Here is a 14,628-nt window from a genome sequence, read left to right as displayed (position 1 = left end):
CCGCTTACCGGTGCTTTCCCGCTGAGCTGGTTTAATCAGACGAAAACACAACAAGGCATGAGCCATTTCGAGCGCTGCGTCAGACAGATCCCTGTCTTCCCTGTGACATCTCACTGCCCCTGCATTCAAGGGAGGTCCCCCATGTTGAACCTGGAAAAGATCATCGGAAGAGGTACCTGGCGATACGTGGGTCAACGCGTGCAGGGCCTGCAAATCCAGGCCATCCCCATCGCGGGCAAGTCCATTGAACTCATCGCGAAGAAACTGGGTGGTACCGCCTACCAGATAGGCCGTATCCATACCGAGAATGCCTTCGTGGTGCAGAAAGGGGTGCTGTCACTGCTGTACGTGAGGCCGGACTACAGGGGATACCGCCGCACAGCCGGCCTGGTTTTCGCCCCCTGCTCCTGGAAGGTCGACTACGACCATGCGCTGAGCAGGAACCTCGCTGGCCAGCTGGGTTACGCCTACGTGCTGATGCTGCGGGTTGTGCCAAGAATCAACCGCTCGCACGGCCACCTCGAACGAAACCTGAAGGAGAGTGAGGACGTACCGGACATCTGCTTCGCCGATGAACGAATCCGAGGCAAATGGATAGGTCGCTCCGCGAGCAGGCTGCTGACGCCTCCTGGCGCCTTCTCGGCAAATCAGACGACCCCATACGGGCTGACGTTGCGGCAAGCCGGCCAATGGGGCTTCGCGATGGGGGTGGAGGATGACGACAGGGACATTCCCGGCCTCAAGCCGATTACCGACCTGGGCCCCCGTACGTGACGTAACGGCGCGGCTTAGTGAGAGCCGCGAATACAGCCCCGCTGCCGCAACCCGATGCAATTGCCCCAGGGGTCGCGCACCTGGCAGATGCGGTCGCCGTCCTCCAGCGCCAGCGGCCCTCGATACAACGAGGCGCCAAGCTGTACGAGTCGCAGCACTTCGGCATCCAGATCAGCCACCGCCCAGTAGACGACGGTGCCCGCCGCGCCGCTGGCGACCTTGTCGTCGGCGTTGACGATCTCCAGCACCACGCCGCCCATCTCCAGGTGCCCGTAGTCATCCGTCGGTGGCGACACGCGCTTCGCCTCGGGAAAGGCGCGCTGGTACCAGTCGGTGGCTGCACGCCAGTCACCGACGTGCAGGAGGATCGAGAGGATGCGGGGCTCGGGCATGGATCAAGCCCTGACCACAAGGGTCCTCGCTGCATGGTCGCCAAGGCGCTGGCGGCGCTGCCCGAAGATGAAGATCACATCGAGGATGCCGAGCAGGCTCACCAGCCCCCGCAGGCAGGATTTGTGCAGTTCGCAGGGGGCACCGGTCTCGCTGTCGACGACGCGGATCTTCAGCAGGCGCTTGCCGATTCCCTGCCCGTTGAACCCGTCCTTGAACAGCAGGTAGGCGAACAGCAGCAGCATGCAGACCTTGCCGAAAATGTCCGGGCTGGTGGCCGGCCGGAAGAACACAAAATCGATGATGAAGCTGATCAGGCCCAGCACCAGCAGCGCGCCCCAGAAGTCGATCTGCGAGGCCACGAACCGTGCCCAGAGCGGGGCAAGTTGCTGGTCGAGCTGCTCGCGCCGAGCCGCTGCGGGAACACGGGGCGGTTGCGGCGCCACGCGCTCGCCCGGGCTCGCCTCGCGCTCGATGAGCACACCGCGGATGACCCGCTCGGCCACCTCGGTCAACCCACCCTGCTCAAGCAGATCGACCAGGACCTCCGTGCGTCTTCCGCTGTAGGTTTCTCGCAAGCGCGCTTCGGTTGCATCCATTTCAGACTTCCTTGTGATCGACAGGGTGGTGGATTCTGTGTCGCCGCCACTTCAGTCGTCAATCGCCGCAAAAAGACCGGATATCGCTGCAAACGACCTTGCCAAACACGCCCCATTACCACTCACCCTTGCACTCTCCATCGGTCTCGATAAAGTAGCGCAGCGGCGAAATGACATCACCGCAAGAACCTTCACTCAGGAACGAGTAATCCATGACTAAGATCATGATGTGCACGGCGGCGCTGGCAGTTGCGCTGCTCTCCGGTTGCGCTTCGGTACCGATGGAATCCCCCGAAAAAGACGCAGCCCTCAAGGCCTTCCCGAACCCGCCGCAGGACCAGTCTGCGGTCTACATCTTCCGCGACACGTCCCTGGGCGCTGCGCTGAAGAAGACCGTGAAGATCGATGACAAGGTGATCGGGGAAACCGCACCCAACACCTATTTCTACCGCCTGATCACCCCGGGCGCACACGTGTTGTCGACCGAGTCCGAGTTCGGTGACAACACCCTCAACCTCAGTGCCCAGCCCGGCAAGAACCACTACGTACGCCAGTCCATCCGGATCGGTGTGTTCGCCGGCGGCGCCACTCTGAGCGAAGTCTCCGAGTCCGAAGGCAAGAAGGCCGTGGCCGACACCAAGCTGGCCCGCTGAAAACCCCGTGGATGGGGTCGGCAATCGACTCCATCCACAGCCTGCTTGCTAACCCCCCCTCCCTCATCGTTGCCCCCCTTTCTCCAAGCTGCTAAAAGCCCTCATCCCCATTCGAAAGATGAATACCGCCATGGACCACAGTGACCGTTCGAATAGTCGCGTGTTCGAGCTCGACCTGCTCCGCGCCCTGGTCGCGGTGGCCGATTGCGGCAGCTTCACCACGGCGGCCAGCCGGCTGAACTCCACCCAGTCCACCGTCAGCCAGAAGATCCGCCGGCTGGAAGAGATGGCTGGGCACCGCCTGCTGGAACGCGGCAACCGCGACGTGCTGCCCACCGACGCCGGCGAGACGCTGCTCGGCTACGCGCGGCGCATGCTGGCGCTGAACGACGAGCTGCAGGAGGCGCTGTCCGGGGCCACGGTGGCGCTGACGGTGCGCATCGGCGTGCCGGACGACTTCGCCACCGGGCGCACCACCGAGCAGCTGGCGGCGTTCAACCGCCATTACCCCCAGGTGAAGCTGGAGGTGACCAGCGGGCTGAGCCGCGACCTCTCCGCCAGCTACGACCGTGGCGAGCTGGACCTGGTGCTGCTCAAGCAGCGGCAGAACGCCCGCGAGGCGGTGGCCTGCTGGCCGGAGAAGACGCGCTGGGTGGACAGCGCGAAGAACCCCTGCATCGACCTCGACCCGCTGCCCATCGTCACCTTCCCGCCGCGCGGGGTGTACCGCGACGAGATGATCGCGGCGCTGGAGGCGGTGGGCCGGCGCTGGCACATCAGCTTCACCAGTTCGAGCCTGTCGGGCATCCAGTCGGCCATTGCCGACGGCATGGGCATCGGCCTGCTGCCGCAACGGGCGGTGACGGCGGACCACGCCGTGCTGGCCAGGAAAGCTGGGCTACCCTCGGTGGACGCGTTCGAGGTGGCGCTGCTGCACCGCCCGGCGGCGGACCCGATGGTGAAGGAGCTGGCGCGTGTGCTGTCACGGGTGCTGGCGCAGGATACGAAAGGCTGACAGAGACCCGCCCGCATTCGAAAAACGAATACAGCGGATTCCAACATTTAATTTGTGCATGGATAGATCGCTGGATATCGTGCTCTCCAGCGACGGCCAGCGCCCAACGGCGCGCCGCTCCGCACCATTGCTCACCACGGCGCCGCACGCGCCGGGCAGCAAGACAACAATGAGGAAATACCCCATGGCCAAATCCACCTATTACGCGCCGCACGGCGGGCACCCGGCACAGACCGAGCTGCTCACCGACCGCGCCATGTTCACCGAAGCCTATGCCGTGATCCCCAAGGGCGTGATGCGTGACATCGTCACCAGCCACCTGCCCTTCTGGGACAACATGCGCATGTGGGTCATCGCCCGCCCGCTGTCCGGCTTCGCCGAGACCTTCTCCCAGTACATCGTCGAACTGGCTCCGCAGGGCGGCAGCGACAAGCCCGAGCAGGACCCCAACGCCGAAGCGGTGCTGTTCATCGTCGAAGGCGAGCTGACCCTGACCCTGCAAGGCCAGGTGCACAGCATGCAACCGGGCGGCTATGCCTTCATTCCGCCGGGCGCCGACTACAAGGTGCGCAACACCAGCGGCCAGCACACCCGCTTCCACTGGATCCGCAAGCACTACCAGAAGGTCGACGGCGTACCGCTGCCGGACGCCTTCGTCACCAACGAGCAGGACATCGAGCCGCGCGTGATGCCGGACACCGAAGGCCGCTGGAGCACCACCCGCTTCGTCGACATGGCCGACATGCGCCATGACATGCACGTGAACATCGTCAACTTCGAGCCGGGCGGCGTGATCCCCTTCGCCGAAACCCACGTGATGGAACACGGCCTGTACGTGCTGGAAGGCAAGGCCGTCTACCGCCTGAACCAGGACTGGGTCGAGGTGGAGGCCGGTGACTTCATGTGGCTGCGCGCCTTCTGCCCGCAAGCCTGCTACTCCGGTGGCCCGGGTCGCTTCCGCTACCTGCTGTACAAGGATGTGAACCGCCACATGCGCCTGACCCTCAACCAGGCCCATTGATCCAAACGACGGGAGCCCAGCGCTCCCGTCGTCGTTTCTGCGGTGCCGCAAAGGGCTCCGTCGCCTGGGCTTCAGCCCAGGGATGCCCCGATGAGGCCCGTTCCGGGCTGAAGCCCGGGCTACCGCTTCACATGCGCCGCGAACCCCACCTCCCCCGGTGCCACGTCGGGCTTCAAGGTCAGCGCGGGAATCTCGTAGTCCCCGCCGTTCTGCTGGCGATAGGCGATGGGCTCGGTGCTCCACAGCGCGTCCAGGCGCTGCCCCAGTTCCTCCTGGATGCTGGCGAAGCGAGCCGCGTCGACCCGGCTGGTGCGATGCACCACGAAGGGCGGCAGCACGTCGAAGCCGGGGTAATGCAGGATGCCGTGCTGGATGGGGAACAGCAGGTCGTCCATCGGGCCGTTGATGCCGCGCTCGCTGTAGTGCGAATCCCAGCCACCGGTGGTGACCAGCAGCATCGCCCGCTTGCCCGCCATCGAACCCTCGCCGTAGCGGTTGCCCCAGCGCACGTCCGAATGCTCGCCCACGCCATAGGCGAAGCCGTAGGCATACACGCGGTCGACCCAGCCCTTGAGGATCGCCGGCATCGAGAACCACCAGAGCGGGAACTGCAGGATCAGCGCATCCGCCCAACGCAGCTTGTCCTGCTCGGCGGCGATGTCCGCGCTCTGCCGGCCGCTGGCGAAGGCACGCCTGGAATCCTGCGAGGCATCGAAGCGCGCCTCGGGGTCGCGGTCCAGGCTGTCGCCGGCATCGATGGGCGCCTTCCAGCCCATGGCGTACAGGTCGGACACCTGCACCGCATGGCCGGCAGCCTCGAGGCGCTGCACGGTGAAATCCTTCAGCGCGCCGTTCAGCGAGCGGGGTTCGGGGTGGGCGAAAACGATCAGGACATTCATGGCAAACCTCCATAACGGGATGAGCGCAGGATGGTGGCCCGCCAGGTATATTGGAAATGAATAACCCATATTCCAGGTATGTGAATGAATAATCTCAGGCGTCTGGACCTCAACCTGCTGGTGACCCTCGACGTGCTGCTCGCCGAGCACAACGTCACCCGCGCCGCCGAGCGCCTGAACTTCTCCCAGCCCTCGGTGAGCGTGCACCTGGCCAAGCTGCGGGAGATCTTCGACGACCCGCTGCTGCTGCCCGGCCCGCGCGGCATGCGCCCCACCGCCCGCGCCGAGGAGCTGCGCGAGCCCCTGCGCCAGGCCTTGGAAGCCCTGGAGCGCGCCGTGGCCCCGGCCAGCCCCTTCGACCCGGCCCAGGCGCGGGACACTTGGCGCGTCGCCGCCACCGACTACGGCGAGTCGGCCATCCTCCTGCCCGCCCTCGCCGGCCTGCGCGCCGCCGCACCGGGCACCCGCATCGCCGTGGTCGAGATGGTGCCCTCGCGCATCGCCAAACAGGCGGAGCTGGGCGATATCGACCTGGCCTTCCACACCGCCGAAGGCTCTCCCCTCAACCTGCGCCGCCGCACCCTGTTCGCCGAGCGCTACGTGCTCGCCGGCCGCGCCGGCCACCCGCGCCTGAAGCGACGCCCGACGCTGAAGCAGTTCTGCACCCTCGACCAGGTGATCGTCTCCCCCGATGGCGGCGGCTTCTCCGGCGTCACCGACGCAGCGCTCGCCGAGCACGGCCTGGAACGCCGCGTGGTGCTCTCGGTGCCGCACTTCCTGTTCCTGCGCTCGGTATTGGAAAGCACCGACCTGGTGGCCATGCTCCCCGAACGCCTGGTGGGCAACAGCGGCACCCTGCAGGTGGTCGACGCCCCGCTGGAAGTCCCCGGCTACGAGATGGCCATGCTCTGGCACGAACGCTCCCACCGCGACCCCGCACACCAGTGGCTGCGCGAGCAGATCGTCAAGGCAGTTTGAACAAGGAGTGGCTCCCGTGGGGCATGTAGGTCGGATGCAACCCCACACCTGCGCGCACGTGGTGGCGGCTTTCGTAGGATGGCGTAGAGCGAAGCGAAACCCATGCGGTGGAGGTGGCAGCCCCCCTTGGGCGCCCGGGAAGGAGCGTGCTTGAGCGCTTGCATCAAGACCACAACAGCTAACGCAGACAGAGCCAATCCATTCACCCAGCGAACCTCCCTTCGCGAATGAATTCGCCCCCACAACGGTGCCTCCTGGCGCTAACCCGTGGGAGCGAATTCATTCGCGATGGGCATAACCGGCAGAACTGAACCCTGTCACGCCCGCTAACGAAACAGTCGCCCTTGCTGTTCAGCCGCCCTGGCCAGTCGCGCTATTCTTCCGCGCTTGTTCGCCCGATTCCGTTCGCCCCGATGCCCGCACCCCAGCTCGCCACGCCCGATCACCTTCCGCCCGTCCTCGCCGGCCCCATGCTGCGGCGGCTGGAGGCCCGGCGCCTGGTGTTGTGGCTGGTGGCGACTCGCGAGCTGGCGCTGAGCCTGCACCTGGCCGTCGACGGCAACGCCCGCGATTACAGGCTCGATGCCGAGGCGTGCCAGGTGGTGCCGCTGGGGCGGCACGCCTTTCTGCACCTGATCGACCTGCGCCTGGATACGCCCCTGCCCTGCGACCGGCAGATCGACTACGACCTGCGCTTCGATGGCCAGGGCATCGCCCAATGGGCGCCGCACCTGCTCTATGGCGAGGCGCAGCAGCCGGGCTTCGTGCTGCGCTCGCGCATCGACCAGTTGCTCCATGGGTCCTGCCGCAAGCCCCATCACCCGGCGGCGGAGGGCCTGCTCTGCGCCGACCGCCTGCTGGCGGCACAGCCCGCGCCGGAGCAGCGCCCGGCGCTGTTGTTGCTCAGCGGCGACCAGGTCTACGCCGACGATGTGGCCGGGCCGATGCTGCGCGCCATCCACCAGTTGATCGCCCGCCTCGGGCTGTTCGACGAGCGCCTGGACGGCGCCGTGGTCGATGACAGCCAGGCCCTCTACCGCCACCCGGCCAGCTACTACCGGCGCGCCGACCTGCTGCCGGCGCTGGAGAGCAACGAGACCCTGCGCGAGCGCTTCTTCGGGGGTTCGAAGAAACCCATCTTCACCAGCAGCAACGCCGATAACCACCTGGTGACCCTGGCCGAGGTGCTGGCCATGTACCTGCTGGTGTGGTCACCGGTGCCCTGGACGCTGCTGGAAACGGAGATGCCGTCGCTGCCGGCGGACAAGGTCGAGCGCTACCAGCTGGAGCGCCAGCGCCTGGAAGCCTTCCGCGAGGGCCTGCCGGGCGCGGCGCGGGTATTGGCCCACCTGCCGACGCTGATGATCTTCGATGACCACGACATCACCGACGACTGGAACCTCTCCGCCCAGTGGGAGCAGACCGCCTACGGCCATCCCTTCTCCAAGCGCATCATCGGCAACGCCCTGCTCGCCTACCTGCTCTGCCAGGGCTGGGGCAACGACCCGGACGCCTTCGCCGAGGTGCTGCCGAAGATCCAGGCGCTCACGACCGGCGCGCAAACGGACGGCCACCTCGCCAGCCCGGCGCTGGACGACCTGATCGACGAACTGCTGGCCTTCAACCACTGGCAATACACGCTGCCCACCACGCCGGCGCTGGTGGTGCTGGACACCCGCACGCGCCGCTGGCGCAGTGAAATGAACCTCAAGCGGCCCTCCGGCCTGCTGGACTGGGAAGCGCTGAGCGAGTTGCAGCAGGAGTTGCTCGACCATCCGTCGGCCATCATCGTCTCGCCCGCGCCGGTGTTCGGCGTGAAGCTGATCGAAACGGTGCAGAAGGTCTTCAGCTGGTTCGGCCACCCGTTGCTGGTGGACGCGGAGAACTGGATGGCCCATCGGGGCGCGGCCCAGGTGATCCTCAACATCTTCCGCCACTCGCGCACGCCGGGCAGCTACGTGATCCTCTCGGGGGACGTGCACTACTCCTTCGTCTACGAGGTGCTGATCCGCCACCGCAAGCAGGGGCCGCGCATCTGGCAGATCACCAGCAGCGGCGTGAAGAACGAATTTCCCCGGCGCCTGCTGGACGTCTTCGACCGCCTCAACCGCTGGCTCTATTCGCCCCACTCGCCGCTCAACTGGTTCACCAAGCGTCGGCGCATGCAGGTGGTGCCGCGCACCCCGGCCCACAGCAAGGCGGGCGAACGCCTGTGGAATTCGGCCGGCCTCGGCCAGGTGTTCTTCGATGCGCAGGGCCGCCCGGCGCGCATCTTCCAGCTCAACGCCGACGGCAGCGACGCCACCGAATTCCTCGACGAGCGCGACAGCCCGGGCCGCGCCTGATCGCCTGTAGCCCGGGCTCGCCCGGGGAAGGTCGATGCTCACCGATGGCGGCCCCCGGGCAGGGCCCCGGGTCGCCCCTCGTCACTGCGTCCCGAACATCGCCGTCCAGTAGATGCCCGCATCGCTTTTCGGGTCCACCGCGTAGCCGGCGCCCAGTTCGCGGTACTGCGGGTTCATCAGGTTGGCGCAATGGCCGGGGCTGGCCAGCCAGCCGTCGAGCACCTTGCGCGTGCTGTCCTGGCCGGCGGCGATGTTCTCGCCGATCAGCTGGCCGACATAGCCCGCCAGCTCGGCGCGGTCGCCGGGGGTGCGGCCGTCGCGGCCCTTGTGATCGAAGTAGTTCTGGTTGGCCATGGAGCGCGCGTGGCCTTCGGCGGCGGTGGCCAGGGTGGCGTTCCAGGCCAGCGGCGTGGTGGCGGCGAAGGCCTGGCCGCCGCACTGGCGGGGCTGGGCGCGTGCCGCGTTGATCTGTTCCAGCAGCGTCTGCCCTTCCTTCTCCCACTTGCCCAGGGCGGCGGCCAGCAGCGGCCGGGCGAGGACGATGCGCCAGTCGCGGTCCTCGCGGCTCACGCCGACATCGACGAACTGCGGGTCCAGCAATACATGGCAGAAGCTCTCCTGCAACGCGCCCATGGCGGACTTGGCGTCACGCGGGCCGGAGAGGCTGATGGCCTGCACGTTGACCATGGGATAGGACGACTGCGCCAGCGCCTGCTGCAGGTCGCCGATGCTGCTGGCCGAGAGCACCAGGCGCGGGTCCGCCGCCAGCGGTGGCAGCTCCAGGGACGCCTCGCCCGCGCAGCTCTGCACCTGGCTGCGGTACAGGTTGATCGATTCGACCAGTTGCGACTCCTCGCTGGCCACGGCATTGGTGGCCATGACCACCCCGAACGCCAAAGCCGCGAGCCGCGACACGCGATGCATGCCCCCCATGGAAACCTCCCTCACCTGATAGCGCTCGTGATGCGCGATTCCAATCCGTCCGGCGCAATGCGATATCACCCCTGGCGCGCCCCAGCCTGCTTGAACAGGTGGCCGGGACGCAAGGCCGTCAGGCCCGAATACCCCGGTTGGACAACCCCGGCGGGGAAATGTGCAGCACGATGCCATCGTTCGGTACCTACGGCCATACGCAAGCGCGCCGGCCTGTCGCTATGATCGATGCATGACGCCATCCATCCCCCTGCGCAACCCCTGCCCGCCCGGCACCTGCATCTGCGAGCGCGACCAGTTGCTGGCCGCGCCCGGCGCCGACCTGCGCATCCTGCGCCTCACGCGCCAGGAAGAGCTGCGCCTGCTCGAACGGCTGGAGAACATCACCAGCCTCGACGACCTCGGGCGCCTGCAGCAGAAGATGTTCGAGCAGCTCGGCATCCGCCTGGCCATCGCCCCCGGCTTCAACGAGGTGCGCAGCGGGCGCGGCATCGAGATCGACATCGCCGAGCAGGCCGGCCTCTGCCGCAAGACCCGCCAGTCCATCCCCGCCGCCATCCGCCGCGGCCTGGAGAGGAACCCGGACGTCCTCTTCGCCCTACTCAACGCCCACGACCTGCTGCGGGATGCGTGAGGCTCACGCCGGCACGAACGGCTCCACCGAAACCACCTGGTAGTCATAGCGCTCGCCACGCTCGTTGCGGACCAGTGCTTCGCCGGGGACGATGCGGCGGCCGTAGAGGTCGATCAGGGTGCGGGTGTCGTCCAGGGCGCCCCAGTCCATCAGCGCCTCGGTGTCGGAGTATTCTTCCAGCACGAAGGGGTAGCGCACGTACATGCGGTCTTCGTCGTCGTAGTCCTTCACGTAGCCGAAGGCTTCGACGGTCTTGTCGATGCTCATGTCGTCGGCCTGCAGGGCGACGATCACCAGGGTCTGTCTTTCGTCTTCGGCCCACTGGGCGACGATGCGTACGGGTTTCATGGGGACCTCGATGGGTAATGGCCAGGGCGGCCGGTGAAGTATGGATGGCGGCAGATGACGGGCAAGCCGTCAGCCGTGGCGGTTGCGGCTGGCCTGCACCACCCGCCCGGCGGGGATGCGCAGCTGGGCCAGGAGGTAGTCGGCGAATTCGCTGGAGTAGCCCTGCCGCGCGATCGCCCGCTCCATGCACAGCAGCCAGGCGGCGCTGCGGGCCTCGTCGATCGGCCACTGGGCGTGGAAGGCCGGAATGGCGATGGAGCCGTATTTCTCGCTGAACAGGCGCGGGCCGCCGAGCCAGCCGCTGAGGAAGCAGGCGAGCTTGTCCCGCGACAGTTCCAGGCTCTCCGGGTGCATGCCGCGCAGCTCGCGGGCTTCCGGCAGCTCGTCCATCAGCCGGTAGAAGTCGTCGACCAGGCGACGCAGGCCGTCGATGCCGCCGGCGGCCTGGTAGGAGGCATCGCCGACGCCGAAGGGTGGATTGCTCAAGGCTCGGGCTCCTCGAAAAAGGCGGCATTGTAGCGACCGCCCCCGCCACTGCCGAGGCCCGCCTCGCGCGCCCGAGGGTCGCAGCCACAAGCGCGCCATTGAACCGCGAGCCCTCGCGCATTACCGTCGCCTCTTCCACTTCACGGGGACCCACCATGCACATCGGCGAACTCGCCAGCCGCACCGGCGCCAGCGCCAAGGCCATCCGCCTCTATGAAGAGCAGGGCCTGCTCGGCCCGGTGCCGCGCCAGGGCGTGTATCGCGTTTATGGCGAGCGCCACCTGCAGCAGGTGCTGCTGATCCGCCAGGCGCAATCGGTGGGCTTCCGCCTGGCCGAACTGCATCCCCTGCTGGCCGGTGGCGAAGAGCCCGACTGGCCCGAGCTGTACCAGCGCCTGCAGGGCAAGCGTGCCGCCCTGCGCGCAGAGATCCGCCGGCTGCAGCACCTGGACGCGCAGCTGGGCCGTATCGGCGCAGACATCCACGCCTGCATCGCCGGCCAGCCCCAGGCCGACCAGGCGCTTTGCGCCGCCGAGCCCGCCCAGCGCAGCGCCCTGCTGCACGAGGCTTGACTCTGCCCCTAGGGGCAGACGCCAGACTGCCGCCTTTCCTTCTACAGGCAGGTGGCCCATGGCAACGAAACGCGTCCTGGTGGTACTCGGGCATCCCTCCGGCGACAGCTATTGCGCGGCACTGGCGCAGGTTTATGCACAGGCGGCGCAGCAGGCGGGCCACGAAGTGCGCACGCTGTGCCTGCACCAGCTGGACTTCGACCCCATCCTCCACGCGGGCTACCGGCGCATCCAGCCGCTGGAGCCGGACCTGCTCCGCGCCCAGGAGGCGATCACCTGGGCCGAGCACCTGTGCTTCGCCTACCCCATCTGGTGGGGCGGCGTGCCGGCGCTGTTCAAGGGGTTTCTCGACCGCATCCTGCTACCGGGCTTCGCCTTCGCCTACCGCAACGGCAACCCCTTCCCCGCGCGGCTGCTCAAGGGCCGCTCGGCGCATCAGCTGGTCAGCCTCGACACCCCGCCCTGGTACTTCCGCTGGGTCTACCGAGCCCCGGGCCTGAACCAGATGGAGCGCACCACGCTGAAGTTCTGCGGCATCGCCCCGGTACGCACCCTGGCGCTGGGGCCGATCAGGGGCGCCAGCGAACAGCGCCTGGCCGGCTGGCTGGAGGATGCGCGCACGCTGGCGGGGCGGATCTGACCGGCAGCCCCCTGATTGTCCCGGGCTGAAGCCCGGGCCACGGCACGGGGCGAGGAAAGCGTCTATACCCAATCTCCGGTACCGCTCCCTCAACCCACGGAGGCAACATGAACTTCAACCTGGCCAACAAACGCGCCCTGGTCTCGGGCTCCACCAAGGGCATCGGCTTCGCCATCGCCGCCGGGCTCGCCCGAGAAGGCGCGCGGGTCATCCTCAACGGCCGCAGCCAGGGCTCGGTGGACGAGGCCCTCGCCCGCCTGCGCGCCCAGCAGCCCGACGCCAGGGTCGAAGGCTTCGCCGGCGACCTGACCCGACCCGAAGAGATCACCCGGCTGGTGCAGCACCACCCGGAGGTAGACGTGCTGGTGAACAACCTGGGGATCTTCGATCCCAAGCCCTTCGACGAGATCCCCGACGAGGACTGGCAGCGCTTCTTCGACACCAACGTCATGTCCGGCGTGCGCCTGACCCGCGCCTACCTGGCCGGCATGAAGACGCGCAACTGGGGCCGCGTGGTGTTCATCAGCAGCGAGAGCGGCGTGCAGATCCCGGTGGAGATGATCCACTACGGCGTCACCAAGACCGCACAGCTGGGCCTCTCCCGCGGGCTGGCCGAGACCTGCGCCGGCACCGGCGTGACGGTCAACGCCGTGCTGCCCGGCCCGACCCACTCCGAGGGCGTGGGCGAGTTCGTCGACAAGCTCTCCGGCGGCCAGAGCTTCGAGTCATTCGAGCAGGAGTTCTTCGCCAGCGCCCGCCCCAGCTCGCTGCTCAAGCGCTTCGCCCGCCCGGAGGAAGTGGCCAACCTGGTGGTCTACGTCTGCTCCGAGGCGTCCTCGGCCACCAATGGTGCTGCCCTGCGGGTAGATGGCGGCGTCGTGCGCTCAGCCTTTTGAATGGAAAGTGCCTGCGCTCGGTGATGCTTCGTTAAAAAGCGGTTCGGAATGCTCATTTACAGCTCGTAGACTCCGCTTCCTCACCGTTTTTTGCCTCGCCTGACCTTCGCTCGGCGACTTTCCGTGTGGTTTGGTTGCGACGCCGGGGTGCGACCACGCCGACCGGCGCCGCAACTGGCAGGCGCCCCCGAGTGCCCGGTAGAATCGCCCACCTGTCACGAGCGGGCACCGGCCCGCTCCCCGTGCAACCTGCGAGAGAACCGCCATGGGCGCCCAGTGGAAAGCCAAACCCAAAGAAGCCGCCGCCAACGCCCGAGGAAAGATCTTCGGCAAGCTGGTGAAGGAAATCATGATCGCCGCCCGTAACGGCGCCGACCCGGACATGAACCCCAAGCTGCGCCTTGCCGTGCACCAGGCCAAGAAGGCCTCGATGCCCAAGGACACCCTGGAGCGCGCCATCAAGAAAGGCGCCGGCCTGTCCGGTGAAGTGGTCAACTACGAGCGCACCCTCTACGAAGGCTTCGCCCCGCATCGCGTGCCGGTGATCGTCGAGTGCCTGACCGACAACCTCAACCGCACCGTCGCCGAGATCCGCGTGCTGTTCCGCAAGGGCCAGCTGGGCACCTCGGGCTCCGTGTCCTGGGACTTCGACCACCTGGGCATGATCGAGGCCGAACCGGCCAGCGCCGATGCCGACCCGGAACTGGCCGCCATCGAAGCCGGCGCCCAGGATTTCGAAGCCGGTGAGGAAGGCGCCACCTTCTACACCGACCCCACCGACCTGGACGCGGTGTGCAAGGCGCTGCCGGAATTCGGCTTCACCGTGGCCTCGGCCAACCTGGGCTACAAGGCGAAGAACCCGGTCGCCCTGTCCGGTGCCGAGCTGGAAGAGGTCGAGGCCTTCCTCGACGCCCTCGACAACCACGACGACGTGCAGAACATCTACGTCGGCCTGCAGGCCAACTGAGCCCATGGGCCGCGAACGCTTCCACCAGGACAACGCCGAACGCGCCCTTGCCGATGCGCTGCGCCTGCTGGAGGAGCGCGCGGTCCTCGGCCCGCGCTGGCTGGCCTGGGTCGCCACCGAGCTCTACCAGCTCAAGCCCCCGGAATACGCCGCCATGGTCCGCCGCGAGCTGGAACGCCTCAGCACCGCCCAGCGCCTGTTCGAGGAACAGGCGCAGAGCGTGCACTGAGCGGCTGCTCGACTCTCCCGCTCTTCCCCTTAGTGGATCCCCGCGTTCGCGAGGATGACGGGGTGCGGGGAAGCCCGGATCACTCGTCCCCCCCGCGCACGCGGCGGGCCACTGGACGGCAAGCCGATCCCTGGGCTACGTGGTTTCCCCGCTGCGTCCTTTAGTGGGTCCCCGCGTTCGCGAGGATGACGAGGTGCGGGGAAGCCCGGACCACTCCGTCACCCCCGCGCACGCGGGGGGCCACTGGAC

18 protein-coding genes are annotated in these 14,628 nt (G+C 67.4%); 12 read left to right on the top strand and 6 right to left on the bottom strand.

The annotated features are described in order from the left end of the window. The first annotated feature begins 141 nt into the window (after nucleotides 1-141). Nucleotides 142-774: a hypothetical protein gene (locus tag ACYJSS_RS08045; RefSeq protein ID WP_236204446.1), complete on the top strand. Its 633-nt coding sequence runs from the start codon at nucleotides 142-144 to the stop codon at nucleotides 772-774. 14 nt (nucleotides 775-788) lie between these two features. On the opposite strand, the gene ACYJSS_RS08040 is transcribed toward ACYJSS_RS08045, so the two are convergent. Continuing rightward, nucleotides 789-1,166, bottom strand: coding sequence for a VOC family protein (locus tag ACYJSS_RS08040; RefSeq protein ID WP_236204447.1), 378 nt, complete (start codon nucleotides 1,164-1,166; stop codon nucleotides 789-791). A gap of 3 nt (nucleotides 1,167-1,169) precedes the next feature. Next, nucleotides 1,170-1,763, bottom strand: a complete 594-nt coding sequence (locus tag ACYJSS_RS08035) for an RDD family protein (protein WP_236204448.1) — start codon at nucleotides 1,761-1,763, stop codon at nucleotides 1,170-1,172. 212 nt (nucleotides 1,764-1,975) lie between these two features. On the opposite strand from ACYJSS_RS08035, the gene ACYJSS_RS08030 reads away from it, so the two are divergent. The 3 genes from ACYJSS_RS08030 (at nucleotide 1,976) to ACYJSS_RS08020 (ending at nucleotide 4,452) form a co-directional block, all read left to right on the top strand. After that, on the top strand, nucleotides 1,976-2,416 hold the full coding sequence (locus ACYJSS_RS08030; RefSeq protein ID WP_111264052.1) for a DUF2846 domain-containing protein: 441 nt from the start codon (nucleotides 1,976-1,978) through the stop codon (nucleotides 2,414-2,416). A gap of 130 nt (nucleotides 2,417-2,546) precedes the next feature. Beyond that, nucleotides 2,547-3,431, top strand: a complete 885-nt coding sequence (locus ACYJSS_RS08025; protein WP_111264051.1) for a LysR family transcriptional regulator — start codon at nucleotides 2,547-2,549, stop codon at nucleotides 3,429-3,431. Between the two features lie 184 nt (nucleotides 3,432-3,615). Beyond that, the gene (locus ACYJSS_RS08020; RefSeq protein ID WP_021222068.1) at nucleotides 3,616-4,452 is read left to right on the top strand and encodes a bifunctional allantoicase/(S)-ureidoglycine aminohydrolase; all 837 of its coding nucleotides are present in this window, start codon (nucleotides 3,616-3,618) and stop codon (nucleotides 4,450-4,452) included. A gap of 119 nt (nucleotides 4,453-4,571) precedes the next feature. Here ACYJSS_RS08020 and ACYJSS_RS08015 read toward each other — a convergent pair whose 3' ends face one another. Further along, nucleotides 4,572-5,351: an NAD(P)H-dependent oxidoreductase gene (locus tag ACYJSS_RS08015; protein WP_236204449.1), complete on the bottom strand. Its 780-nt coding sequence runs from the start codon at nucleotides 5,349-5,351 to the stop codon at nucleotides 4,572-4,574. 84 nt (nucleotides 5,352-5,435) lie between these two features. Here ACYJSS_RS08015 and ACYJSS_RS08010 point away from each other — a divergent pair, with 84 nt between their 5' ends. Both ACYJSS_RS08010 and ACYJSS_RS08005 read left to right on the top strand, forming a co-directional pair. Further along, the gene (locus ACYJSS_RS08010; protein ID WP_236204450.1) at nucleotides 5,436-6,329 is read left to right on the top strand and encodes a LysR family transcriptional regulator; all 894 of its coding nucleotides are present in this window, start codon (nucleotides 5,436-5,438) and stop codon (nucleotides 6,327-6,329) included. A gap of 413 nt (nucleotides 6,330-6,742) precedes the next feature. Beyond that, nucleotides 6,743-8,674: an alkaline phosphatase D family protein gene (locus tag ACYJSS_RS08005; protein ID WP_111264048.1), complete on the top strand. Its 1,932-nt coding sequence runs from the start codon at nucleotides 6,743-6,745 to the stop codon at nucleotides 8,672-8,674. A gap of 81 nt (nucleotides 8,675-8,755) precedes the next feature. Here the strand turns inward: ACYJSS_RS08005 and ACYJSS_RS08000 are convergent, their stop codons facing one another. Next, entirely contained in the window at nucleotides 8,756-9,598 is an 843-nt protein-coding gene (locus ACYJSS_RS08000; RefSeq protein WP_236204638.1) for a CAP domain-containing protein, read from the bottom strand. A 241-nt stretch (nucleotides 9,599-9,839) separates the two neighbouring features. On the opposite strand from ACYJSS_RS08000, the gene ACYJSS_RS07995 reads away from it, so the two are divergent. Beyond that, entirely contained in the window at nucleotides 9,840-10,241 is a 402-nt protein-coding gene (locus ACYJSS_RS07995) for a hypothetical protein (RefSeq protein ID WP_236204451.1), read from the top strand. Nucleotides 10,242-10,244: 3 nt separating this feature from the next. Here the strand turns inward: ACYJSS_RS07995 and ACYJSS_RS07990 are convergent, their stop codons facing one another. Further along, nucleotides 10,245-10,589, bottom strand: a complete 345-nt coding sequence (locus ACYJSS_RS07990; RefSeq protein WP_111264045.1) for a hypothetical protein — start codon at nucleotides 10,587-10,589, stop codon at nucleotides 10,245-10,247. Between the two features lie 69 nt (nucleotides 10,590-10,658). Further along, nucleotides 10,659-11,075 carry a group II truncated hemoglobin gene (locus tag ACYJSS_RS07985; protein WP_236204452.1) on the bottom strand — a complete coding sequence of 139 codons (417 nt, stop codon included), beginning with the start codon at nucleotides 11,073-11,075 and terminating at the stop codon, nucleotides 10,659-10,661. Between the two features lie 155 nt (nucleotides 11,076-11,230). Between ACYJSS_RS07985 and ACYJSS_RS07980 the strand changes: the two genes are divergently transcribed. The 5 genes from ACYJSS_RS07980 (at nucleotide 11,231) to ACYJSS_RS07960 (ending at nucleotide 14,379) form a co-directional block, all read left to right on the top strand. Beyond that, on the top strand, nucleotides 11,231-11,647 hold the full coding sequence (locus ACYJSS_RS07980) for a MerR family transcriptional regulator (RefSeq protein ID WP_236204453.1): 417 nt from the start codon (nucleotides 11,231-11,233) through the stop codon (nucleotides 11,645-11,647). 58 nt (nucleotides 11,648-11,705) lie between these two features. Further along, a complete protein-coding gene (locus ACYJSS_RS07975) occupies nucleotides 11,706-12,287 on the top strand; it encodes an NAD(P)H-dependent oxidoreductase (protein ID WP_236204454.1) in 582 nt (193 codons plus the stop codon). A 107-nt stretch (nucleotides 12,288-12,394) separates the two neighbouring features. Further along, the gene (locus ACYJSS_RS07970; protein WP_111264041.1) at nucleotides 12,395-13,183 is read left to right on the top strand and encodes an SDR family NAD(P)-dependent oxidoreductase; all 789 of its coding nucleotides are present in this window, start codon (nucleotides 12,395-12,397) and stop codon (nucleotides 13,181-13,183) included. A 265-nt stretch (nucleotides 13,184-13,448) separates the two neighbouring features. Further along, nucleotides 13,449-14,150 (top strand): YebC/PmpR family DNA-binding transcriptional regulator, encoded by a 702-nt coding sequence (locus ACYJSS_RS07965; RefSeq protein WP_236204455.1) that lies wholly within the window; start codon nucleotides 13,449-13,451, stop codon nucleotides 14,148-14,150. A gap of 4 nt (nucleotides 14,151-14,154) precedes the next feature. Then, nucleotides 14,155-14,379 carry a hypothetical protein gene (locus ACYJSS_RS07960; protein ID WP_111264039.1) on the top strand — a complete coding sequence of 75 codons (225 nt, stop codon included), beginning with the start codon at nucleotides 14,155-14,157 and terminating at the stop codon, nucleotides 14,377-14,379. Nucleotides 14,380-14,628: the final 249 nt, after the last annotated feature.

Source organism: Pseudomonas sp. No.21 (assembly GCF_054558415.1).
The sequence above is the reverse complement of the archived record's forward strand: the minus strand, read 5'-3'. Positions and strand labels throughout refer to the sequence as shown.

Coding starts and splice junctions, on each gene's coding strand:
- ACYJSS_RS08025 (WP_111264051.1), top strand. CDS start 2,547: ATGGACCACAGTGACCGTTCGAATAGTCGCGTGTTCGAGCTCGACCTG.
- ACYJSS_RS08010 (WP_236204450.1), top strand. CDS start 5,436: ATGAATAATCTCAGGCGTCTGGACCTCAACCTGCTGGTGACCCTCGAC.
- ACYJSS_RS08045 (WP_236204446.1), top strand. CDS start 142: ATGTTGAACCTGGAAAAGATCATCGGAAGAGGTACCTGGCGATACGTG.
- ACYJSS_RS07960 (WP_111264039.1), top strand. CDS start 14,155: ATGGGCCGCGAACGCTTCCACCAGGACAACGCCGAACGCGCCCTTGCC.
- ACYJSS_RS08015 (WP_236204449.1), bottom strand. CDS start 5,351: ATGAATGTCCTGATCGTTTTCGCCCACCCCGAACCCCGCTCGCTGAAC.
- ACYJSS_RS08040 (WP_236204447.1), bottom strand. CDS start 1,166: ATGCCCGAGCCCCGCATCCTCTCGATCCTCCTGCACGTCGGTGACTGG.
- ACYJSS_RS08035 (WP_236204448.1), bottom strand. CDS start 1,763: ATGGATGCAACCGAAGCGCGCTTGCGAGAAACCTACAGCGGAAGACGC.
- ACYJSS_RS07965 (WP_236204455.1), top strand. CDS start 13,449: ATGGGCGCCCAGTGGAAAGCCAAACCCAAAGAAGCCGCCGCCAACGCC.
- ACYJSS_RS07975 (WP_236204454.1), top strand. CDS start 11,706: ATGGCAACGAAACGCGTCCTGGTGGTACTCGGGCATCCCTCCGGCGAC.
- ACYJSS_RS08020 (WP_021222068.1), top strand. CDS start 3,616: ATGGCCAAATCCACCTATTACGCGCCGCACGGCGGGCACCCGGCACAG.
- ACYJSS_RS08005 (WP_111264048.1), top strand. CDS start 6,743: ATGCCCGCACCCCAGCTCGCCACGCCCGATCACCTTCCGCCCGTCCTC.
- ACYJSS_RS07990 (WP_111264045.1), bottom strand. CDS start 10,589: ATGAAACCCGTACGCATCGTCGCCCAGTGGGCCGAAGACGAAAGACAG.
- ACYJSS_RS08000 (WP_236204638.1), bottom strand. CDS start 9,598: ATGCATCGCGTGTCGCGGCTCGCGGCTTTGGCGTTCGGGGTGGTCATG.
- ACYJSS_RS07980 (WP_236204453.1), top strand. CDS start 11,231: ATGCACATCGGCGAACTCGCCAGCCGCACCGGCGCCAGCGCCAAGGCC.
- ACYJSS_RS08030 (WP_111264052.1), top strand. CDS start 1,976: ATGACTAAGATCATGATGTGCACGGCGGCGCTGGCAGTTGCGCTGCTC.
- ACYJSS_RS07995 (WP_236204451.1), top strand. CDS start 9,840: ATGACGCCATCCATCCCCCTGCGCAACCCCTGCCCGCCCGGCACCTGC.
- ACYJSS_RS07970 (WP_111264041.1), top strand. CDS start 12,395: ATGAACTTCAACCTGGCCAACAAACGCGCCCTGGTCTCGGGCTCCACC.